This window comes from Streptomyces sp. NPDC031426 (assembly GCF_055581585.1).
The window spans coordinates 44,945-67,385 of the sequence record NZ_JBVIJE010000016.1 but is presented as its reverse complement, the minus strand read 5'-3'; the positions used below and the strand labels follow the sequence as shown (position 1 = coordinate 67,385).

14 protein-coding genes are annotated in these 22,441 nt (G+C 72.3%); 8 read left to right on the top strand and 6 right to left on the bottom strand.

Features of this window, described 5'->3' with window-relative positions; genetic code table 11:
- Positions 1-63: 63 nt before the first annotated feature.
- Both ftsX and ftsE read right to left on the bottom strand, forming a co-directional pair.
- Positions 64-981, bottom strand: a complete 918-nt coding sequence (gene ftsX, locus ACZ5NH_RS29120) for a permease-like cell division protein FtsX (RefSeq protein WP_388627305.1) — start codon at positions 979-981, stop codon at positions 64-66.
- A 34-nt stretch (positions 982-1,015) separates the two neighbouring features.
- Positions 1,016-1,705 carry a cell division ATP-binding protein FtsE gene (gene ftsE, locus ACZ5NH_RS29115; protein WP_031159396.1) on the bottom strand — a complete coding sequence of 230 codons (690 nt, stop codon included), beginning with the start codon at positions 1,703-1,705 and terminating at the stop codon, positions 1,016-1,018.
- 237 nt (positions 1,706-1,942) lie between these two features.
- Between ftsE and ACZ5NH_RS29110 the strand changes: the two genes are divergently transcribed.
- Positions 1,943-2,134: a hypothetical protein gene (locus ACZ5NH_RS29110; protein ID WP_023550109.1), complete on the top strand. Its 192-nt coding sequence runs from the start codon at positions 1,943-1,945 to the stop codon at positions 2,132-2,134.
- A 122-nt stretch (positions 2,135-2,256) separates the two neighbouring features.
- Here the strand turns inward: ACZ5NH_RS29110 and ACZ5NH_RS29105 are convergent, their stop codons facing one another.
- From ACZ5NH_RS29105 to ACZ5NH_RS29090, 4 genes are all read right to left on the bottom strand, one after another.
- Positions 2,257-3,156 (bottom strand): hypothetical protein, encoded by a 900-nt coding sequence (locus ACZ5NH_RS29105; RefSeq protein WP_468779351.1) that lies wholly within the window; start codon positions 3,154-3,156, stop codon positions 2,257-2,259.
- Positions 3,157-3,453: 297 nt separating this feature from the next.
- Positions 3,454-4,560 (bottom strand): peptide chain release factor 2, encoded by a 1,107-nt coding sequence (gene prfB, locus ACZ5NH_RS29100; protein WP_388627299.1) that lies wholly within the window; start codon positions 4,558-4,560, stop codon positions 3,454-3,456.
- A gap of 76 nt (positions 4,561-4,636) precedes the next feature.
- Complete coding sequence (locus ACZ5NH_RS29095) at positions 4,637-5,863, bottom strand: serine/threonine-protein kinase (RefSeq protein ID WP_451551603.1); 1,227 nt, start codon at positions 5,861-5,863, stop codon at positions 4,637-4,639.
- A gap of 158 nt (positions 5,864-6,021) precedes the next feature.
- A complete protein-coding gene (locus tag ACZ5NH_RS29090; protein WP_468779348.1) occupies positions 6,022-7,698 on the bottom strand; it encodes a serine/threonine-protein kinase in 1,677 nt (558 codons plus the stop codon).
- Between the two features lie 357 nt (positions 7,699-8,055).
- Between ACZ5NH_RS29090 and ACZ5NH_RS29085 the strand changes: the two genes are divergently transcribed.
- From ACZ5NH_RS29085 to ACZ5NH_RS29055, 7 genes are all read left to right on the top strand, one after another.
- Entirely contained in the window at positions 8,056-11,580 is a 3,525-nt protein-coding gene (locus ACZ5NH_RS29085; RefSeq protein ID WP_468779346.1) for an FHA domain-containing protein, read from the top strand.
- Between the two features lie 171 nt (positions 11,581-11,751).
- A complete protein-coding gene (locus ACZ5NH_RS29080) occupies positions 11,752-13,137 on the top strand; it encodes an ABC transporter substrate-binding protein (protein WP_468779344.1) in 1,386 nt (461 codons plus the stop codon).
- A 7-nt stretch (positions 13,138-13,144) separates the two neighbouring features.
- Positions 13,145-14,491: a carbohydrate ABC transporter permease gene (locus tag ACZ5NH_RS29075; protein ID WP_468779343.1), complete on the top strand. Its 1,347-nt coding sequence runs from the start codon at positions 13,145-13,147 to the stop codon at positions 14,489-14,491.
- Positions 14,488-15,396, top strand: a complete 909-nt coding sequence (locus tag ACZ5NH_RS29070; RefSeq protein WP_451551608.1) for a carbohydrate ABC transporter permease — start codon at positions 14,488-14,490, stop codon at positions 15,394-15,396. Before ACZ5NH_RS29075 ends, ACZ5NH_RS29070 begins: the two co-directional genes overlap by 4 nt.
- A 156-nt stretch (positions 15,397-15,552) precedes the next feature.
- Complete coding sequence (locus ACZ5NH_RS29065) at positions 15,553-17,793, top strand: bifunctional glycosyltransferase/CDP-glycerol:glycerophosphate glycerophosphotransferase (protein WP_468779340.1); 2,241 nt, start codon at positions 15,553-15,555, stop codon at positions 17,791-17,793.
- Between the two features lie 152 nt (positions 17,794-17,945).
- Positions 17,946-20,150 carry a bifunctional glycosyltransferase/CDP-glycerol:glycerophosphate glycerophosphotransferase gene (locus tag ACZ5NH_RS29060; RefSeq protein WP_468779338.1) on the top strand — a complete coding sequence of 735 codons (2,205 nt, stop codon included), beginning with the start codon at positions 17,946-17,948 and terminating at the stop codon, positions 20,148-20,150.
- Between the two features lie 6 nt (positions 20,151-20,156).
- Complete coding sequence (locus tag ACZ5NH_RS29055; RefSeq protein WP_468779336.1) at positions 20,157-22,415, top strand: bifunctional glycosyltransferase/CDP-glycerol:glycerophosphate glycerophosphotransferase; 2,259 nt, start codon at positions 20,157-20,159, stop codon at positions 22,413-22,415.
- The last annotated feature ends 26 nt before the right edge of the window (positions 22,416-22,441 follow it).

Here is a 22,441-nt window from a genome sequence, read left to right as displayed (position 1 = left end):
GTGAGTCTAGGACAACGCGAAGGGCCGTACGGGCGGATGCCCGTACGGCCCTCTTGGCATGCGTCACACCTTCAGGTACTTGCGCAACGCGAAGAACGCGGCAAGTGACGGCATGAGAACGCTCGTTGCGAGGATCAGCGGCAGCTTGGTCAACACCGCGTCCCACCCCACGAAGTTGATGAGAGTCAGCTTGTGGGCGAGGTCCATGCCGTGGTCGATGGTGAAGTACCGGCCGACCACCAGGGCCACACAGGCGAGGCCGCCGCCGATGAGGCCGGCGACCGCGGCCTCGGCGATGAACGGCGCCTGGATGTAGAAGCCCGAGGCACCGACCAGGCGCATGATCCCGGTTTCGCGCCGACGGCTGAACGCCGACACGCGCACGGTGTTGACGATCAGCAGCAGCGCGACGATCAGCATCATCGCCATCACGCCGAGCGCGCCCCGGTTCATCAGGTTCAGCAGCTGGAAGAGGTTGTCCAGGATGCCCTTCTGGTCCTGCACGGACTGCACACCGGCGCGCCCGTTGAAGGCGGACGCGATCACCTGGTACTTCTGCGGGTCCTTGAGCTTGATCCGGTACGACTCCTGCATCTGGTCCGGCGTGAGCGAACTGGCGAGCGGGGAGTTGCCGAACTGCTCCTTGTAGTGCTTGTACGCCTCGTCCTGCGACTCGTACGCCACCTTCTCGACGACCGGCATCTTCTGCAGGTCCGAGAGGATCTGCTTCTTCTGGTCCTCGGTCACCGCGCCCTTGGCGCAGTTGACGTCCGAGTCGGCGTCGTGCTTGTTGCACAGGAAGATCGAGACGTTGACCTTGTCGTACCAGTAGCCCTTCATGGTGCTCACCTGGTCGCTCATCAGCAGCGAGCCGCCGAAGAGCGCCAGGGACAGGGCGACGGAGACGATGACGGCGAAGGTCATCGTCAGATTGCGGCGGAGACCGACACCGATCTCCGACAGGACGAACTGGGCGCGCATGGCGTCTTGTCGAGCCTTTCCGTCGTGAACTTGCTTAGTGCTGGTAGCCGTAGACGCCGCGGGCCTGGTCGCGGACGAGGCGGCCCTTCTCCAGCTCGATGACGCGCTTGCGCATCTGGTCCACGATGTTCTGATCGTGCGTCGCCATGATGACCGTGGTGCCCGTCCGGTTGATGCGGTCGAGCAGCTTCATGATGCCGACGGAGGTCTGCGGGTCGAGGTTGCCGGTGGGCTCGTCGGCGATCAGCAGCTTGGGCCGGTTGACGAAGGCCCGCGCGATGGCCACGCGCTGCTGCTCACCACCGGAGAGCTCACCGGGCATCCGGTCCTCCTTGCCGCCGAGCCCGACGAGATCGAGCACCTGCGGCACGGATTTGCGGATCTCGCCGCGGGACTTGCCGATGACCTCCTGGGCGAAGGCCACGTTCTCCGCGACGGTCTTGTTCGGCAGGAGCCGGAAGTCCTGGAACACCGTCCCCAGCTGGCGGCGCATCTGGGGCACCTTCCAGTTGGAGAGGCGCGCGAGGTCCTTGCCCAGCACGTGCACCTGTCCGTGGCTGCACCGCTCCTCGCGGAGGACCAGCCGCAGGAAGGTGGACTTTCCGGAGCCGGAGGACCCCACGAGGAACACGAACTCGCCCTTCTCCACCTCCAGGGAGACATCCCTGAGCGCGGGGCGGGTCTGCTTGGGGTAGACCTTGGAGACGTTGTCGAATCGGATCACGGATGCACCACGGGTCGCCGGGGGTAGATGAGCGTGACCATACGCGAACCGGGTGCGCAAGTGCAGTCGCAGGTCGAGGTTGGGTAAGGCTTGTACGTTTTTGTACCGACAGCTGCTCTCTCTCGGCTCTCCGAGGCCCCGCGCAAGCTCGTCGGGAACCTGGCACAGTGGAGGGGGGAACGTTCTGGTTCCCGTGAGCGTTGTACGAGTGATGGCCGGTGCGAGGAGGGCGAGCGCATGACGTACGACCGGTTGGTGTGCGCGAACTGCGCGGCGCCCGTGAGCGAGGGCCGGTGCCCGGTGTGCCGGGCCAACCGCGAGCGGCTGCAGCAGGAGGGTTTCCTCGGCGGGGTGAACCCGATGGCGCTGATCGCCCTGCTGGCGGTGCTGATCGCCGCGGTGGCGCTGCTGGCGCATCAGACCGCGTAAGACGCCGTGCCATCAGAACGACCGCGTGAGAAAAGCCTCAGAAACCCGTCAGGGCCCGGAGCGTCAGGCTCCGGGCCCTTCGGTGTGCGCATCGCGCGCGCTGCGTGACCGTACGGCTACGCTCAGGCGGCCGCGCCGCCCCGGCCGTTGACCAGACGCGGCAGGACGCGGAAGCCGATACCGCCGGCGATCATCGTCGCGGCGCCGATGACCAGGAACGCGGTCTGGCCGGCACCGGTCTCGGCGAGCTGCTTGCCGCCGCCCTGCGCCTGGGTGTCGGAGCCGGTGTCGGTGAGGGTCGAGGACCCCTCCTCCTGCGAGGCATTGTCGTTGCCGCCGCCCTGCGGGGTGTCGTTGTTGCCGCCGGTGCTGGAGGAGCCACCGGTGCCGCTGCCGCCCGTGCTGGAGGAGCCGCCGGAGTTGCCGCCACCCGTGGTGCCGGAACCGCCGGTGCTGTTGCCACCGCCCGTGCTGGCGCCACCCGTGGTGGAGGTGCCGCCGGTGCCGTTACCGCCACCCGTGGTGCCGCCACCCGTGGTGGAGGTGCCGCCGGTGCCGTTGTCACCGCCCGTGCCGTTGTCGCCACCGTTCGTGTTACCACCGTTGGAGTCGCCGCCGCCGATGACGCCGCCGATGGTGACGTCACCGCCGGTGCCGTTGTCGCCGCCGGTGGCGGTGGTGTCACCGCCGGTGGTGTCACCGCCGGTGGTGTCACCGCCAGTGGTGGCGTCGCCGCCGGTGGTGCCACCAGTCGTGGTACCGCCGGCGGTGGTGCCACCAGTCGCGGTTCCGCCGGTGGTGGTGCCGCCGGTCGTGGTGCAGACGCCGAGGTCGCAGCCCCCGGCACCGCCGTCGGTGCCGCCGTCGCCCTCGCCGTTCGTGTGCGCGCCCAGGCTGATCGGGCCCGCCTGGACATTGAGGTCCAGGGCGGAGGCCGCGCCGGCCGCGGTCAGTGACGCACCGGCCGCGATCACGGCGCCGGCGGCTATCCGCGCGACCCGGATCCGCGTCTTCTTCGTCATATGGTTGCTACCCCCAGTAGCTGTTCGTCAATGAGGCGCGCATGGGGCGTTGCCGTGATCGACGGGAGGCAGCCGGCGACGAAGTCCGCGTCAACTCATTCCCCCGGTTCACATGCGCCCCCTGAGTACGCATGCCGCACTTCACCCTTCCGATTTTTCAAAGCAACGTCAAGGCCGTTGCGGGCGTGATGTCCCATCGGGGGGCGTTTGTAGCGAGTTGAAGCCTGTGAGTGTGATGTAAAACCCAGACAAAAGACAACTGCCGCCTCCTGGGCGGCAGTTGTGATGTCGACAAAGCTACTTCTCCTGCTGCTTGCGCCAGCGAATACCGGCCTCCAGGAACCCGTCGATCTCACCGTTGAACACGGCCTCGGGGTTGCCCACTTCGTGCTCCGTCCTCAGGTCCTTGACCATCTGGTACGGGTGCAGAACGTAGGAACGCATCTGGTTGCCCCAGGAGTTGCCGCCGTCGCCCTTGAGGGCGTCCATCTTGGCCTGCTCCTCCTGCCGGCGGCGCTCCAGCAGCTTGGCCTGGAGGACGTTCATCGCCGTCGCCTTGTTCTGGATCTGCGACCGCTCGTTCTGACAGGAGACGACGATGCCGGTGGGGAGGTGGGTGATGCGGACCGCGGAGTCGGTGGTGTTCACGCCCTGGCCGCCGGGACCGGAGGAGCGGTACACGTCGATCCGGAGGTCGCTCTCGTCGATCTCGACGTGGTCGGACTGCTCGACGACGGGCAGCACCTCCACACCGGCGAAGGACGTCTGGCGGCGGCCCTGGTTGTCGAAGGGCGAGATGCGCACGAGGCGGTGCGTGCCCTGCTCGACGGAGAGGGTGCCGTAGGCGTACGGCGCCTGGACGGCGAAGGTGGTCGACTTGATGCCGGCCTCTTCGGCGTACGACGTCTCGATGAGCTCCGTCTTGTAGCCGCGCTGCTCGGCCCAGCGCAGGTACATGCGCTGGAGTCGCTCGGCGAAGTCGGCGGCGTCGACGCCACCGGCCTCGGCGCGGATGTTGACGAGCGCCTCACGGGAGTCGTACTCACCGCTGAGCAGCGTCCGGACCTCCATCTCGTCCAGCGCCTTGCGCACCGCGGTCAGCTCGGACTCGGCCTCGGCGCGGGTGTCGGGGTCGTCCTCCTCCTCGGCCATCTCGAAGAGGACGGCGAGATCGTCGATCCGGCCGCGCAACGCCTCCGCCTTCCTGACCTCGGCCTGGAGGTGGGAGAGCTTGCTGGTGATCTTCTGCGCCTCGTCCGGGTTGTCCCAGAGGGACGGCGCGGCCGCCTGCTCCTCGAGCACGGCGATGTCTGCCCTCAGCTTGTCGAGGTCCAGGACGGCCTCGATCGACTCCATGGTCGAGGAGAGGGACTTCAGCTCTTCGGATACATCGACGACTGCCACGCCTTCAAGCGTAACGGCTGTGGCAACCGACCTCGGCCGGGCTGCACCCGGTACCGCGGTCGCCCCCCTGGGTGGGTCACGGCGTCGACGTGCTGTGGGTGTTCTGCGGGGTGTCCGAGTCCCCGTCGGCGGACGCCAGCCACGCGCCGACGCCCACGACGGCGGCCAGGACCACTCCGGCCACTCCCAGAGTCACCCGGCGCCGCCGCACCGCGGCCCTGTGCCGGGCCGACCCCGGCCGGGGCGCACCGCTGGCCCGGGGGGCGCGAGCGGTCCCGTGCGCGCCGCCCGCGAGCTCGTCCGGCCCCGGCACCCGCATCGAGGTGTGCGTGTCCCGGTTGGAGTCCGGCTTGGCGCCCGGCACCAGCGACACCGCGCCCCGCCGTCGCGCCGGCTCACCATGCGCAGGCGCCGGCCCCGGCTCCTCCTCCGCCGCGCCCTCGGAGAGCTCCGGCTCGTCCACGTCCAGCGGCGGCAGTCCGGCCAGCGTCGGCAGCTGCTCCCGCAGCCGGGCCGCCAGCTCGGAGGCGCGCAGCCGGGACGCGGGCGCCTTGGCCAGGCACTGCACGATCAGCTGCCACAGCTCCTCCGGGATACCGGGCAGCGGTACGACGGTCTCGGTGACATGGCGGCGCAGGACCGCGCCGGGGTGGCCTCCGCCGAACGGGGTGAAGCCCGCGAGCAGCTCGTACAGGACCGTCGCCAGGGCGTAGATGTCAACGGACGCGCGCGGCGGCAGGCCCTCGACGATCTCCGGGGCCAGATAGTCCGGCGTGCCGATGATCTTTGTGGCCCGGGTCCGCTTCGGCGAGTCGATCAGCTTGGCGACGCCGAAGTCCGTCAGCAGGGCGGGGTGGGAGCCACCGGGACCCAGCGGGCCCTGCATGTCGAGGAGGACGTTCTCGGGCTTGACGTCCCGGTGGACGACCCCGGCCGCGTGGGCCGCCGCCAGCGCGTCGGCGATGTCGGCGACGATCGCCACGGCCGCCTCGGGGGCGAGCCGGCGCTCGCGCTCCAGCCGGGTGCGCAGGTCGGTGCCGCGCACGAGGTCCATCACCAGGGCCAGGTCGTTGCCGTCGACCACCAGGTCGCGCACGGTGACGATGTGCGGGTGCTCCAGGCCGAGCAGCGCGGTGCGCTCCTGGACGAAGCGTCCGACGAGCTCCTGGTCGGAGGCGAGGTCCTCGCGCAGCAGCTTGATCGCGACGGGACCCTCCGGCCCCTCGCCCAGCCACACCGTGCCGGCGCTGCCCCGCCCGAGGATCTGGTTCGCGGTGTACCGGCTGCCGATCTTCCGTGCCAAGACTGCTCCTACCAGACGCGTGTTGCCGACAAAACTACGCGTCCGAGGAGCCAACCTTCACCGCGGAGACGGAAATCACCCGCCAGGTGTCGACAAATCCGCAAACTCGCGGTCGTTCACCGGGCGTTCGCGCGATCGGCCGCCACGCGTGCGTGCGGTCAGTTGCCGCCGCCTGAGGAACCGCCGAGATCCTTGGCCCACTTGCTCACCTGGCCGACCCAGTGGCTCACTTCGTGCCAGTAGCTCCGGCCCTGGCCGATCCAGGTGTGCACCGGGGTCAGCTCATAGATCATCCAGCTCGCCACGACCAGGATGACGATCGTGAACAGGCAGCCCTTCAGACAGCCGAGCCCCGGGATCTTCATCGGGTTGGCGCTGCGCTGACGGGGCGCCCGGGGCTCGCGCGCGGGCCGTTGCGGCTCCGGCGCGGGCGGCGCGTACCGCTGCGGCGCCTGCGGCGGGGCGTACTGCTGGGGCTGTTGCTGCGGCGCATAGCCGTACCCCTGCTGGTACCCCTGCTGCCGGCCACGCGGCTGCTGCGGGCGTGCCTGCGGGGCCTGCCGCGGCGGCTGCTGAGGACGGGCCACCTGCCGCTGGGGCCGGTGGTGCAGCGGGTCGTCCTCCGGGGACAGGTACTGGATCTGCGTCTGCTCGTTGCGGTCGCGGGCGGCGCGCAGCTGGGTCTGCCAGGGGTGCGGCTGCTCGGGCTGCTGCCCCTGCGGGCCGGTGTTCGGCAGCACCGCCGTCGGGTCCGCCGCGCCCGTGCTCGGCAGTACGGCGGTGGGGTCGGCGGCGCCGGCGGGGCCGCCGGTGTGCGGCAGCACGCTGGTCGCGGCGTTGGGGTCGTACGCGCCCTGGGGGCCGGTGTTCGGCAGCACCTGGGTGGGGTCGGCGGCGCCGGGCACGCCCGGGACGGCGGTCGGGGCCGGGTCGGGTGCGAGCAGCGCGCCCACGCCCTCGGCGGCGGCGATCTGCGCCGCGTTCGCGTGCACGCCGATGCCCTCGGCGACGACCCTGAGGCCGCGCGCCAGGTTCTCGGCACTGGGCCGTTCGTCGGGGTTCTTGCGCAGGCAGCGCTCTATGACCGTCCACAGCGGGTCCGGGACGGTGGAGGGGCGGCGCGGCTCGGCGCTCAGGTGCTGGTGCAGCACCTCCAGCGCGGTGCTGCCGGCGAACGGCGGGCGGCCGGTGACCAGCTCGTACAGCAGGATGCCGGCGCCGTAGATGTCCACGGCGGAGGTCTGCGGGCGGCCCTCGGCGGACTCCGGCGCCACGTACGCGGGCGTGCCGACGAACTCCTGGGTGCGGGTCAGGCCCGGGGAATCTGCCAGGCGGGCGATGCCGAAGTCGGTCAGCATCGGGTGCATCTGGCCGCCGGCCTGCATGAGCAGCACGTTGGCGGGCTTCAGGTCGCGGTGGACGACTCCGTCGGTGTGGCTCGCGGCGAGCGCGTCGGCGATCTGCGCGGTCATCAGCGCGGCGGCGACCGGTGTGAGGGGGCCGTTCTCGCGCAGGTAGCGGTGCAGGTCGGGGCCGTCGACGAGGTCCATCACCAGGGCGAGCAGATCGCCCTCGACGACCAGGTCGCGGACCCGGACGATGTTCGGGTGGGTGAGGCGGAGCAGGACGGAGCGCTCGCGCAGGAAACGCATCACGATGTCCGGGTCGCTCGCCAGCTCTTCCTTCAGGACCTTGATCGCGACCGTCTCGCCGGGCTGCCCGGGTACGGCCGCCTCGGCGCCCGCGGTCTCGCGCTGGCGGGCACGCCAGACGGTGCCTGTGGCGCCGCGTCCGAGCGGCTCCTCAAGCAGGTACTTGCTGCCGACTGGCCGCACGTCACGCGCTCCCTGCTGCTTGCTGATGCTTGCTTGCCTGCGTTCCGGTTGTCGTTCCGGTTGCTCCGGACCACTGTAGTGCCGCCCTCGTCGGCACCACGTGTCGACGGAAAGACGCGCTTCCCGGTCTCCTGGTTGCCGAAGCCGGACGTGACCGATCTCAAGTGATCGCCCGTGCGCCACTGGTCAGGCACTTTTGGGGGCAGAGCCGACCAATCAAGATCACTTCGTGCCGGGTCCCGGGCGCGTTGTCAGTGGCAGGTGCGAGGATGCCTTCCAGTACTGGCCGACGTGCTCGTGTGGGGTGGGGGGAAGTCCGTCCCGCGCAGACCCGCGCAGAAGGGACCGCTGACGCCGATGCAGATCCGGCTGACCGTCGTAGACCCGCTGGGCCCGCCCCCGCAGCGGGGCCGCGCCGCGAGCCGCGACGTGCTGGTCACGGCGCCCACGGGCACGGACCTGGCCGCGGTCGCGTCGGCGCTGGCCGGCGCGGTCACCGGGGAGGGACGCGACACCGGCGGCGCGCCGGTGCTGTACGCCGGCACCGAGCGGCTCGACCCCCGCCGCCGCACCCTCGGCGAGCCTCCGCTGGTCGACGGCGCGGTGCTGTCCCTGGGCGCCCCGGCGGCCGCCGAGCCGCATCCCGAACTCGACGACGCGCCGACCCAGCTGCATGTCGTCGCGGGCCCGGACGCGGGCGGGGTCCATCTCCTGCACGGCGGCCGGATAACGGTGGGCCGCTCGGCCGACGCGGACGTGCCGCTGGACGACCCCGACGTGTCCCGGCTGCACTGCGCGGTCACGGTCGGCGCGGACGGGCGCGTGTCGGTCGCCGACCTCGGCTCCACGAACGGCACGACGCTGGACGGGGTGCCGGTGAGCGAGCGTCCGGTGCGGGTCCCTGCCGGGGGCTTGCTGCGGATCGGGGAGTCGGCGCTTCGGGTTGCTCCGTCCGTGGGACCGGGAGCACGGACGGTCGCCGACGGTGAGGGGTGCCTTCGGGTCGTGCGGGACGCGTTGCCGGGTGCGGGTGGCCCCGGTGGGGGTGACGCGCCCTCGGCGACTGCCGGTGACAGTGGTGTGAGCGGACCGACGTCCGTAAGTGCCGAAGGCGCCTCCGGGATCGGGCAGCACAGCTACGGCTCGGGTGGCTGGGGGACCTCGGGCAGTGGGGGCCAGGAGCATCGGCGGGGGTCGGCCGTGGTGCCGGGGCAGAGCGGGGCGCCCCGGATCGAGAACGCGTCCGGTTCCGCTTCCGGCGGAGACACGCACGCGGGGCGCTTCGGAGTCGGGGAGGCGGACGGGGAGCCGCTGGACAGCGGGCGCAAGGCCACTCCCCTCCGCGGCATCGACGCCGCGCAGGGCGCACGCCGGCGTGGCCTCGGCGCCTGGGCGCGCCGGCTGGCCGGTGCGCGTGGTGAGCAGTCCACCGGTCCCGAGGCCTACGACGGCACCGACACCCGTGCCGTCACCGGCCCGGCGGCCACCGCGCCGCAGCAGCCCGAGACCTGGCCGGATCCGGCCGCACTGCTGCTGGCGGCACTCGGTCCCGGGTCCCGGCTGTGGGAGCGCGGGCCCGGTCATCCGGAGACGCTGACCGTGCGGCTCGGCACGGCGGACCGGAGCGCGCCGGACGGCTCCGGCCCGGTGCCCGCGGTGCCCGTGACGGCGGCGCTGCGCGAGGCGGGCGCGCTGGGCCTGGCCGGTCCGCGCCCCCGGCTGTCCGGGCTGACCCGCGCGGTGCTGGCCCAGCTGGCCGCGCTGCACTCGCCCGACCTGCTGGAGATCGTGCTGATCAGCGCCGACCGCTCGCGCCCCGTGGAGGAGCGCACGGCCGAGTGGTCCTGGCTGGGCTGGCTCCCGCATGTGCGGCCGGGGCACGGCCAGGACTGCCGGCTGCTGCTGGCCTACGACCGCGAGCAGGCGGCGGCCCGCACGGAGGAGCTCCTGCGCCGGGTCGACGACCACGCCGCGACCGGCCGAACCGCGGCCCACCCCACCCGCACCGCGACGGAAGCGGTCGGGGCCACGAGCGACCGCGGCGCCACCCTCACCCCGGGCACACAAGCCCAGGGCCTCGTCCCCGGCGACCCCGGCACCCCCGCCGAGGCCTTCGGCCCTCCCGCGCAGGTCCCGGCCGACCGCGCCCCCGCCGAGTGGGCCACCCCCGGCACTGCCGGCGCCCCGTTGCCGGGACTCGCCCCCGGCCGGACCGGCGATCACGCGCCCGGCCCCACCTCCCCTCCTCACACCGGCACCCGGCCGTCGGCCACCCCCTCGGCCCTCGTCCGCCGCCCCTCATGGGCCAAGGAGGACGCCGAGGTCGGCGCAAACAGTGGTTTCGCCGGGCCCTACACCGTCGTCGTCGTGGACGGAGACCCCGGCGGCAGCGCGCTGCGGGACGCGGTCGCGCGGCTGGCCGTGGCCGGGCCGCGGGCCGGGATCCACGTGGTCTGTCTCGCCGAGACCGAGCCCGCCTCGCCCGCCTCCCCCGTGACGCGCACGTACGAGGCCGCGTGCGCGGTGACGCCGACGTTCCGGCACTGCGGTGCCGTGGCGCTGCTCAGCGGGGATGTCGCGACCGCCCTGCGCCTGCTGCGGGTGGCGCCGGGCGGACCCGTCGGACCGGGAACGCTCGCCGCCGTGGACGCCGTGTCCGTCGCCTGGGCGGAGCGGTTCGCCCGGGCGCTGGCGCCGCTGCGGCCGGACGGCCCGGCCGGCGAGCGGGACACGCGCGTGGCGGCGCCCCTGCCGCAGTCGGCGCGGCTGCTGGACGAGTTGGGGCTGGCCAGGGCCACCCCGGCGTCGCTGATGGCGCGCTGGGCCGACGCGGCCGACGACACCCAGGCGCTGGGCGGCCGGGCGCGGGCCATACTCGGTGCCGGGCCGCGCGGGCCGCTCACCGCCGACCTGGTGGCCGACGGACCGCATCTGCTGGTCGAGGGGCCGGCCGGCAGCGGTCGTACGGAGTTGCTGCGGGCCGTGGTGGCCTCGCTGGCAGCCGCCGAGCGGCCGGACCGGCTGGGCCTCGTGCTGATCGACGGCCGGGACGGGGTCGGGACCAGCCCCGCGCACGGTGAGGGACTGCGCGGATGCACCGACATACCGCATGTCACCACCCACCTCGTCGCCAACGACCCCGTGCGCATGCGGGAGTTCGCCCAGTCGCTGGCGGCCGAGCTGAAGCGGCGGGCGGAGCTGCTGGGACGGACGGACTTCGCGCAGTGGCATGCGGGACGTGCGGTGTCCGGCCGCATCGTCGCCCAGCGCGCGCCGGCCCCCCCCGGCGGTGACATAGAGGCGCCGCCCAGCTCCACCCTGCGGCTGCGGCCGGGCGGGGCCGCGCGGCAGCGGGACGGGGCGGCGCCGCCGTTGCCGCGGCTCGTGCTCGTCGTGGACGACCTGGACGCGCTGGTCTCGCCCCCGCTCGGCTCGCCGGGCCGGCCCGCCGCCGGTTCGGTGATGCGCGCGCTGGAGACGGTGGCCCGGGAGGGCGAGCGGCTCGGGGTGCATCTGGTGGCGGCTGCCGGGACCGGCGGCCGTACGGCGGAGACCGAGCCCGCGCGGCGGGCCGCCCTGCGGGTCGCGCTGGACGCTCCGCAGCCGGGGCCGGACGAACCGGCGCCAGGGCGTGGGCGGCTGGCGTACGCGGACGGGCGGGTCGTCGGTTTCCAGGGCGGCCGGGTGACGGGCCGTATCCCGCGTACCGCGACCCAGCGGCCCACGGTGGTCCCGCTGGACTGGCAGCGCATGGGCGACCCCCCGGCCCGCCGGCCAGTACGGGAGCTGGGCAACGGCCCGACCGACCTGGCCCTCCTGGCGAGCGCGGTGCAGCGGGCGGCCCGGGAGGTGTCGGCGGCGGAGGTGCCGTCCCTGCTGTAGCCGGAGACACTGTTGTAACCAGGAAGGACGCATACACCCCCGGTCACGAGCCGGTCACGATGCGCCGCTCGACACGGCAGGCGCTCTTGCCGCCCCTGAGCGGCCCGCGTAGACCGGACCGCACGGGACACGCTCGACGACGTTCAACGAGGAACGACGAACGGGGAAGTGATGCGCACCCACAGCTGCAGCACCATCCGGACAAAGAGGACCGTCACCGCACTCGCCGCTCTGCTCACGGGAGCCCTCGCCCTCGGCGCCTGCTCCAGCAGCAAGGACAACGGCGACACGGGCAGCGGCGGGAAGACCGGCGGGGCCAGCGGCTCCACCGTCACCCTGCCGAAGCTGAACGGCACGAACCTGGAGATCGCCGCCGTCTGGACCGGTCAGGAGCAGAAGAACTTCAAGCAGGTCCTGGCCGAGTTCGAGAAGCGCACCGGCGCGAAGGTGACCTTCGTGCCCGCCCAGGACCCGATCATCAACTTCGTCGGTTCGAAGATCGCTGGTGGCCAGCCGCCGGACGTGGCCATGCTGCCGCAGCCCGGCGCCATCAAGCAGGCCGTGCAGCGTGGATGGGCCAAGCCGCTCGGGCCGGACGCCCTGAAGGAGCTGCAGAAGAACTACTCCCAGGGCTGGCAGGACATCGGCAAGGTCGGCGGCAAGCAGTACGGCATGTACTACAAGGCCGCCAACAAGTCGCTGATCTGGTACAACGCCAAGGTCTTCGAGAGCGCGAACGCCAAGGAGCCGAAGACCTGGAAGGACTTGCTGGGCGCCGCGCAGGCGGTGTACGACTCCGGTGTCACGCCGTTCTCGGTGGCCGGCGCGGACGGCTGGCCGCTGACGGACTGGTTCGAGAACGTGTATCTGTCCCAGGCCGGCCCGGAGAAGTACGACCAGCTCGCCCAGCACAAGATCAAGTGGACCGATCCGTCGGTGAAGCAGGCGCTGACGACGCTGGCGCAGATCTGGGGCAAGAAGGACTATCTCGCGGGCGGCCAGGACGGCGCGCTGCAGACGGAGTTCCCGGCCTCGGTCACCCAGACCTTCACCGGCGGCGACCAGCCCAAGTCCGCGATGGTCTACGAGGGCGACTTCGTGCAGGTCAACATCGGTGAGACCAAGGCGAAGGTGGGCACGGACGCGAAGGTGTTCCCGTTCCCGGCGGTCGGCTCCACCGCGCCGGTGGTCTCCGGCGGTGACGCGGCGGTGGTCCTGAAGGACTCCAAGGCGGCCCAGGCCCTGGTCACCTTCCTCGCCTCCCCGGACGCGGCGACGATCGAGGCGAAGCTCGGCGGTTTCCTCTCGCCGAACAAGAACGTGCCGATCTCGGCGTACCCGAACGCGGTGCAGCAGAAGATCGCCAAGGCGCTGATCGCGTCCGGCGACGACTTCCGCTTCGACATGTCCGACCAGGCCCCGCAGGCCTTCGGCGGCACTCCGGGCAAGGGTGAGTGGAAGGACCTGCAGGACTTCCTGAAGAACCCGACGGACGTGGCGGGCACCCAGGCGAAGCTGGAGAAGGACGCGGCGGCCGCGTACGGAAGCGGGAGCTGATCCGGCCATGGCGTCGGCGGCAACGGCGGCGGGGGCCCCACCGGGTCCCGCCGCGCCCCGCAGTCGTAGGAGCGTGACCGGCACCCGCAGGACGGTGGCAGCCCTGTTTCTGCTGCCCGCCCTGGTGCTGCTCGGCGCGCTCGTGGTCTACCCGATCGGGTACTCGGTCATCCGCAGCTTCTACAACGCCTCCGGCGACGGTTTCACCGGCGTCGACAACTACAGGACCCTCTTCACCGACGACGGCATCCGGACCGCACTGAAGAACAACGTCATCTGGGTGGTGTTCGCACCCACGGTCTCCACCGCGCTCGGTCTGGTCTTCGCGGTGCTGACCGAACGGCTGCGCTGGGGTACGGCGTTCAAGCTGGTCGTCTTCATGCCGATGGCGATCTCGATGCTGGCGGCCGGGATCATCTTCCGGCTGGTGTACGACCAGGATCCGCACAAGGGCGTCGCGAACGCGGTGTGGGTGGGCGTCCACGACACCTTCGCGCAGTCGTCGGCGTTCCCGAAGGCCCACCCGGGCCGCGAGTCGCCGCTGGTCGCGCAGAACGGCGGCTTCATCACCAAGGCCACCGTCCACGCCGGGCAGGCGGTCGCCCTCCCCCTCGTCGGCGTCGCCCCGGACCAGATGCCGGACAGCGCGAAGAAGGCCGTGGCCGCCAGGTCCGAGCCGGGGAGGATCACCGGCACCACCTGGCAGGACTTCACGCGCGGCAAGGGTGTCGGCCGGCTCGGCGCGCCCGACCCGTCCGAGCTGGGCTATGCCGGGATGCGGATCGAGGCGGTGAAGGACGGCAAGGTGGTCGCCTCCGCCAAGGCCGCCGGCGACGGCACCTTCACCCTGCCCGCCTCGGCCGACGGGGCCCGGCTGCGGCTCCCGGCGAGCAACTTCAAGGAGCCGTACAACGGCGTCGAGTGGCTCGGCCCGGCGCTGGTCACCCCGGCGATCATCGGGGCGTACGTGTGGATGTGGGCGGGCTTCGCGATGGTGCTGATCGCGGCCGGTCTCGCGGGCGTGCCCCGGGAGCTGCTGGAAGCGGCGCGGGTGGACGGCGCCAACGAGTGGCAGGTGTTCCGCAGGGTCACCGTGCCGCTGCTCGCGCCGGTCCTCGCGGTCGTCACCGTCACGCTGATGATCAACGTGCTGAAGGTGTTCGACCTCGTCTACATCATCGCGCCGGGCTCCTCCCAGGACGACGCCGACGTGCTCGCCCTGGAGCTGTACCGCAAGGGCTTCGCGGAGAACCAGCCGGGCGTCGCGAGCGCGATCGCGGTGCTACTGCTGGTGCTGGTGATCCCGGTGATGGCGTTCAACATCCGTCGGCTGAGGCGGGAGGTGCGGCGATGACGGCGAGCGCCGGAAGCATCGGGAAGGTCGGGCCCGTCCGGACGGTGAAGGCGCGGCAGTCCCTCGGCTCGAAGATCGCCGAGAGGCTGAGCGGCGGCCTGGTCCGGGTGTTCCTGATCGTCGTGGGCCTGTTCTGGCTGGTGCCGACGTTCGGTCTGCTCATCTCCTCGCTGCGCGCGCCCGAGGACATGAGCGCGAGCGGCTGGTGGAAGGTGTTCACCAAGCCGTCCCAGCTGACCTTCGACAGCTACCGCAAGCTGCTGGAGAACGGCGACATCACCCACTCCCTGTGGAACACCGTGCTGATCACGGTCCCGGCGACACTGCTGGTCGTCGTGGTCGGCTCCCTCGCGGGCTACGCGTTCGCGTGGATGGAGTTCCCGGGCCGGGACTGGTGGTTCCTGGGAGTGGTGAGCCTGCTGGTGGTGCCGGTGCAGGTGGCGCTGATCCCGATCGCCGAACTGTTCGGCAGGATCGGCCTGTTCGGGACGATCCTCGGGGTGATCCTGTTCCACACCGGCTTCGGACTGCCGTTCGCGGTGTTCCTGCTGCGGAACTTCTTCGCGGAGATCCCGCGCGAGCTGCTGGAGGCGGCCCGCCTGGACGGCGCCGGTGAACTACGGCTGTTCGCCCGGGTGGTGATGCCGCTCGGCGGGCCGGCGATCGCCAGCCTCGCCATCTTCCAGTTCCTGTGGGTGTGGAACGACATGCTGGTCGCGCTGGTGTTCACCAAGTCGGGCACCCAGCCGATCACGGTCGCGCTGCAGACGCAGGTACGGCAGTTCGGCAACAACATCGACGTGCTGGCACCCGGCGCGTTCATCTCCATGGTGATCCCGCTGGCCGTGTTCTTCGCGTTCCAGCGGCAGTTCGTGTCCGGGGTGATGGCGGGCGCGGTCAAGTAGCCACGGCCACCGGCTGCGACGAGGGCGGGCCTTTCCGGGCCCGCCTTCTTGCGTTCACCCGCCGTCCCCCACATGCCGCATGAACCGTAACCAATTCACACCATCGGCCGTTTCCGGTCAGAACCCCCGCGCCGACCGACGACCCATGGATGCCCCTTGCCCAGGTTCAGTGTCATTGTCCCCGCGTACAAGGTCCAGGCGTATCTCTCCGAGTGCCTGGACTCGGTGCTCTCGCAGTCGTATCCCGATCTGGAACTGATCGCCGTGGACGACTGCTCACCGGACGCCTGCGGGGCGATCATCGACGAGTACGCGGCCCGCGACGCGCGCGTGCGGCCCGTGCACCTGGCCGAGAACCAGGGGCTCGGGCGGGCCCGGAACGCCGGGCTGGCCGAGGCGACCGGTGACTACCTGGTCTTCCTGGACAGCGACGACACCCTCACCCCGGACGCGCTGCGCTCGATGGCCGACCGGATCAAGGAGTCCGGCGAACCCGACGTCCTGGTGTACGACTACGCGCGCACCTACTGGGACGGCCGGGCGGTGCGCAACCAGCTGTCCGCCCCGCTCACCGAGCAGGGCCCGGCGCCGTTCCGCCTGGAGGACCGGCCGGGGCTGCTCCGGGTGCTGATGGTGGCCTGGAACAAGGCGTGCCGGCGGGAGTTCGTGGCCGGCCACGGTTTCACCTTCCCGCCGGGCTACTACGAGGACACCCCCTGGACCTTCCCGGTGCTGATGGCGGCGGAGTCGATCGCCACCCTGGACCGGGTGTGCGTGCACTACCGGCAGCGCCGGCAGGGCAACATCCTCGGCACCACCAGCCGTGAGCACTTCGATCTCTTCGAGCAGTACGACCGGGTGTTCGCGTATGTCGAGGCCCATCCCGAACTGGCGCGGTGGCGGCCGGACCTGTTCCGCCGCATGATCGACCACTACGCCACGGTGTTCGCCATGCCGGACCGGGTGCCGCGCGGCAGCCACGGCGAGTTCCTGCGCCGGGCCCGCGCCCACTACCGCCGCTACCGGGTCCCCGGCACCCGGATGCGGCGGCGCAACGTCCTGGTCCGCTTCGGTCTGCACCGCACCTTCCGCGCGTTCCGGCTGGTCTCTGCGGCGCGCCGGCGCATGTCCAAGGCGGTGGTGAAGCTGGTCCGCGCCGTGCGGACCGGAGTGCTGCGGCTGCACTACCGGATCCAGCTGTGGCTGCCCGTCCGCACCGACCGGGCGGTGTTCACCTCCGGGGCCGGCCGGGGTCACGGCGGCGACCCCGGCGCCCTGGAGGAGGCCTTCCGCACCCACGCCCCGCACATCCGCACCGCCTGGATCGCCCGCCCCGAGCACCAGCACGCGGTCCCGCCCGGCCCGCGCCGGCTGCGGCCCGGCAGCGCCGCCTACTGGACGGCGCTGGCCCGCGCCAGGTACCTGGTCACCGACGACGTACTGGACCCGGACCTGCGCAAGCGGCCCGGGCAGATCCTGGTCCAGACCCGGCGGGGCACCCCGCTCAAGCACATGGGCCTGGACCTCCAGGAGCGCCCCGCGGCGGCCCGCGACACCGACTTCGCCGAACTGCTGCGGGGCGTCGACCAGTGGGACCTCGTCCTGTCCGGCAACCGGCACTCGACCCTGACCTGGGAGCGGGTCTTCCCGGGCCGCTACACCACGCTGGAGTACGGCGCCCCGCGCAACGACGTCTTCCAGCGGGCGACCTCCGCGGACGTGACCCGGCTGCGCGAGTCGCTGGGCATCCCGGAGAACGCGGTGGCGATCCTGTACGCGCCGACCTTCCGCGACCATCTGCGCACCCAGCGCCCGCTGCTGGACCTGGAGCGGATCGTGCGCCGCCTCGGCCCGCGCTTCGTGATCCTGGCCCGGCCCCACCCCGTGCACGGCGGCGGCCCCCTGGGCACGGGCGGCCGGATCATCGACGTCGGTGACCGCGCGAGCGTGGAGTCGCTGTGTCTGGCCTCGGACGTGCTGGTCACCGACTACTCGTCGATCATGTTCGACTACGCCAACCTGGACCGGCCGATCGTGGTCCACACCGGCGACTGGGAGGCATACCAGGCGGCCCGCGGTACCTACTTCGACCTGCGTGCCTTCCCGCCGGGCGCGGTCGCGCGCAGCGAGGACGAGCTGATCGACATCTTCGCGACCGGACACTGGCGCGGCTCGCGCTCGGCCCAGCTGCGGGCGACGTTCCGGCAGCGCTTCTGCCCGTACGACGACGGACGCGCCGCCGAGCGGGTCGTACGGCATGTGGTGCTGGGCGGGACGGGCCTGCCTCCGGTGGTGCCGCTCAAGGAGCGCAAGCCGGTGCCGTCGGCCTGTGCGCGCTCGCCGCTGGCCACCGTGCCGCAACCTGCCGGTCCCCTTTCCGTCACCGAGAGGCGATGAACGGCGTTGGTCCCTCCGGGAGTCCCCGTGTCCCTCGGCTCGACGCGGCCCGTCCCGAGCCGGCCGTCCACCTGGCGTCCGGCGGGGCGGCCCGGTCGCATGGCAGGTCTCGTCCGCAGGACACGCGTCCGCAAGACAACAGAGAGAACAGCATGCCCCGCTTCAGCATCATCGTCCCGTCCCACGGCGTCGCCGCCCGGCTGTCCCAGGCGCTGGACTCGGTCCTCGGCCAGTCGTTCGGTGATCTGCAGCTGATCCCGGTCTGCGACGCCCCCGACTCCCCGGCCGCCGCCGTCGCCGCCGGACACACCGAGCGGGACTCCCGGGTGATCCCGGTCCACTCGCCGCCGTCCGCCGGTCTGAGCGGGGCGCGCAATGCCGGGATCCGGGCCGCGACCGGCGCGTATGTGCTGTTCCTCGACGGCGACGACCTGCTGCTGCCGGGCGCGCTCGCGGCGCTGGACGCCCGGCTGACCGAGACCGCCGACGTGGACGTGCTCTATGCCGAGCACGAGCGCGCCCCCTGGTGGGAGGGCGAGCCGACCAACCCGGCCAGGCCCCTGTTCGCCGGGGCCCCGAAAAACGCCTTCGCCCCCGCCGACCTGCCGGAGCTGACCGGCGTGCAGCTCCCGGCCTGGAGCGCGGTCTACCGCCGCGGCTTCCTCACCGAGCACGAACTCACCTTTCCGGACAGCCACTTCACCGACCTCGGCTGGGGCGGGCTCACCACGCTCGCGGCCGGGCGGATCGCGGTGCTGCGCCGGGTCGTCGTACGGCACCGGCTGCGCCGGCAGGGCAGCCGGCTCAATCTCCCGGGGCCGCACCAGCACGACCTGCTCGACCAGGTGGAGCTGGTGCTGACCCGGGCCGCCGAACAGGAGCTGCCCGCCGAGCGGGCGCGCGCGCTCTTCGAGCAGCTGTTCACCTGTGTGCTGAAGACCGCGTCCCGGCCCGAGCGGCTGCCGTCCGGGCACCGGGCGTTCTTCCGCCGCGCCGCCCGGCTCTACCGGCGCCACCGGCCGGCCGGTTTCCGGGCGCCGGACGGCAGCCTGGGCGTGCAGCACCGGCTGCTGGCGACCGGGGCGTACAGCGCGTTCCGGGCGTTGCGCGGCGCCAACCAGCTGGCCTCGAACGCCGCCGAGCGCCTGCCGCGCCCGCGCGCGGTGCGCACCCGGCTGCGCTACATCCGCGATCTGCGCCGCCCGCTCGACGAGAACCTGGCCGTGTACTGCGCCTACTGGGGCCGGGGCTACGCCTGCAACCCGGCCGCGATCCACGCCAAGGCCCGCGAACTCGCCCCGGACATCCGCTCGGTGTTCCTGGTCGAGGCCGACCAGACGCACGCGATGCCGGAGGACGTGGAGTACGCGGTGATCGGCTCCCGCCGCTACTGGGAGGTGCTGGCCCGGGCCAAGTACCTGATCAACAACGCCAACTTCGCCGAGGGGATCGTCAAGCGCCCCGGCAGTGTGCACCTCCAGACCCAGCACGGCACCCCGCTGAAGACGATGGGCGTGGACCAGTCGACGTACCCGGTGGTGGCGGCGCAGTCGGGCAGCTTCACCAGGCTGCTGGGCCGGGTGGACCGCTGGGACTTCAACCTCTCCGCCAACCGCCACTCCACCCAGATGTGGGAGCGCGCCTTCCCCGGCTCCTGGGAGGCGCTGGAGTACGGCTATCCGCGCAACGACGTCTACTGCACGGCGACCGCCGAGGACGTGGCGCGGATCAGACGGCGGCTGGGCGTCCCGGAGGGCAGCACGGCCGTCCTCTACGCACCCACCCACCGCGACCACCACACCGGCTTCGAGCCCGGCCTGGACCTGGAGGCCTTCTGCGAGGCGGCCGGCGAGGACGTCGTCGTGCTGCTGCGCGCCCACTACTTCTACGACCAGGGGCGGCTCGGCCGCGGCGACGGCCGCGTCATCGACGTCACCGCGCACCGCTCCTCGGAGGACGTGTGCCTGGCGGCGGACGCGCTGGTCACCGACTACTCCTCGATCATGTTCGACTACGCCAACCTGGACCGGCCGATCGTCGTGTACGCCGACGACTGGGAGGTGTACCGGGAGACGCGGGGCGTCTACTTCGACCTGCCGGCCGAGCCGCCGGGACCGGTCGCGCGCACCCCGAAGGAGCTGGCCGCCGTCTTCCGTGACGGCTCGTACGCGGGCGCGGAGGCCGCGGCGCTGCGGGCCGCGTTCCGGGAGCGGTTCTGCGAGTTCGACGACGGCCGGGCCGCCGAGCGCGTCGTACGGCGGGTGCTGCTCGGCGAGCCGCCGGAGGCGGTCCCGCCCGTGATCCCGCTCGCCCAGCGCGTCCCCGCCCCGGCCGCCGCGACCCTCGTGAGGAGCTGACCCGCCGTGCCCCGCTTCAGTCTGATCGCGCCCTGTTTCAAGGTGCAGGGCTTTCTGCGCGAGTGCCTGGACTCGGTGCTGCTGCAGTCCTTCAGCGACTTCGAGCTGATCGCCGTGGACGACCGCTCCCCGGACGGCTGCGGCGCGATCCTCGACGAGTACGCCGAGCGCGACCCGCGCGTGCAGGTGCTGCACCTGCCGAAGAACGTGGGCCTCGGCCGGGCCCGCAACGCCGGGATGCCGCACGCCACCGGCGACTACCTGTTCTTCCTGGACAGCGACGACACCCTCACCCCGGGCGCGCTGCGGGCCATCGCCGACCGGCTGGCGGAGGCCACGGACCCGGACGTGCTGGTCTTCGACTACGCGCGCACCTACTGGTGGGGCGGCACCCGGCGCAACGCCCTGGCCGAGGTGCTCGCCGAGGCCGGCCCGGACACCTTCACCGCCGACGAGTTCCCGCGGATCCTGGACCTGCTGATGGTGGTGTGGAACAAGGTCTACCGGCGGGAGTTCGTGGTGTCGGAGGGCTTCGCGTTCCCCCCGGGCTACTACGAGGACACGCCCTGGACCTTCCCGGTCATGCTCAGCGCCCGGCGGATCGCCGCGCTGGACCGGATCTGCCTGAACTACCGGCAGCGCCGGCAGGGCAACATCCTGTCCACGACCAGCCGCGAGCACTTCGACATCCACGACCAGTACGAGCGGGTCTTCGCGTTCGTCGAGCAGCACCCTCGGCTCGCGCACTGGCGGCCGTATCTGCACCGCAAGATGGGCGAGCACTGCCTCGACATCCTCGCCAAGCCGGACCGGCTGCCGCCCGCCGACAAGGCCGAGTTCTTCCGGCGCACGCGGGAGATGTTCCGCCGTCACAAGCCGGCGGAGGGCGCCCTGACCGGCGGCGAGGCCGGCCTGCTGCAGGGCTCCTGGACGGCGTACCGGATCAGACGGCAGGCGGCGCGCGCCGGGGAGGAGGCGGCGCGCCGTGCCGGTCTGGTCCGGGACGTGGCCGCCGCGCGGGCCCGCGCCGGCTGGGCGGCCGTGCACACGCACCGGCCGCTGGACCCGAACCTGGTCGTCTACTCGGCGTCCTCGCACCGGGGCATGCTGGGCGACCCGGCCGCCGTGTACGCCAAGGCCCGGGAGATCGCCCCGCAGTTGCGCGGGGTGTGGGTGGTGAAGGACGAGGAGACCGCCGCCCGGCTGCCGCCCGAGGTGGAGCACGTGGTCCTGGGCTCCCGGCGCTGTCTGGAGGTCACGGCGCGGGCGAAGTTCTTCGTGAACGACGTCAACTGGCCCGGCACGATCGCCAAGCGGCCCGGCAGCGTGCACATCCACACCCACCAGGGGACCCCGCTGAAGTACATGGGCGCCGACCTGCTGGACAAGCCGGGCGCCCGGCTCGGCCTCGACGTGCCGCAGCTGCTGCGCCGGGCCGACCGCTGGGACTACAGCCTGGTCGCCAACCGCCACTCCGAGCTGGTCTGGGAACGGGCCTACCCCTGCCACTTCACCTCGCTGCGCACGGGCAGCCCGCGCAACGACGTGCTCGTGAACGGCGGTGCCAGTGACTTCCGGCAGCGGTACGGCATCCCGGAGACGGACACGGTCGTGCTGTACGCGCCGACCCGCCGGGACTACCGCCGCAGCGGGCATGTGGACCGGATCGACCTCGCCCGGTTCGCGGCGGACCTGGGCGAAAGCCTGGGCGAAGGCAGGGGTGAGCTGCGTGGCGGGGGCCGGGGCGGGGGGCTCACGCTGGTGGTCCGGCTGCACCCGTCGCTGGCGACCGGTCCCGCGCGCGGGATGGGGCTGGCCGAGCTGGCCCGGCGCGGGATCGTGGTCGACGCGACCGACGAGCCGTGCGTCGAGGACGTCCTGCTCGCTTCGGACGCGCTCGTCACGGACTACTCGGGGGTGATGTTCGACTACGCCTGTCTGGACCGGCCGATCGTGGTGCACGCCGACGACTGGCCCGCGTACACGGCGAGCCGGGGCGCTTACTTCGACATCACCGCCGAGCCGCCCGGCCATGTCGCCCGCTCCTACCGCGAGCTGGCCTGGCTGTTCGCCTCGGGGTCCTGGCGGGACGAGGAGTCGGCGCGGCTGCGCGCGCTCTTCCGGGCCCGGTTCTGCGAGTTCGACGACGGCCGGGCCGCCGAGCGGGTCGTACGGACGCTGCTGCTCGGCGAGCCGATGAGCGGCCCGGGTGAGGTCCGGATCCCGGGTCAGGCGGCCGGCCAGGGCACGCTGACGTCGGCGTAGGGCGCGGGGGTGCCGGTGCCGAGTCG

Bases quoted from the DNA above. Each gene is read 5' to 3' on its own strand.
- ACZ5NH_RS29110 (WP_023550109.1), top strand. From the start codon at position 1,943: ATGACGTACGACCGGTTGGTGTGCGCGAACTGCGCGGCGCCCGTGAGC.
- ACZ5NH_RS29085 (WP_468779346.1), top strand. From the start codon at position 8,056: ATGCAGATCCGGCTGACCGTCGTAGACCCGCTGGGCCCGCCCCCGCAG.
- ACZ5NH_RS29060 (WP_468779338.1), top strand. From the start codon at position 17,946: ATGCCCCGCTTCAGCATCATCGTCCCGTCCCACGGCGTCGCCGCCCGG.
- ACZ5NH_RS29070 (WP_451551608.1), top strand. From the start codon at position 14,488: ATGACGGCGAGCGCCGGAAGCATCGGGAAGGTCGGGCCCGTCCGGACG.
- ACZ5NH_RS29105 (WP_468779351.1), bottom strand. From the start codon at position 3,156: ATGACGAAGAAGACGCGGATCCGGGTCGCGCGGATAGCCGCCGGCGCC.
- ACZ5NH_RS29075 (WP_468779343.1), top strand. From the start codon at position 13,145: ATGGCGTCGGCGGCAACGGCGGCGGGGGCCCCACCGGGTCCCGCCGCG.
- ACZ5NH_RS29080 (WP_468779344.1), top strand. From the start codon at position 11,752: ATGCGCACCCACAGCTGCAGCACCATCCGGACAAAGAGGACCGTCACC.
- ftsX (WP_388627305.1), bottom strand. From the start codon at position 981: ATGCGCGCCCAGTTCGTCCTGTCGGAGATCGGTGTCGGTCTCCGCCGC.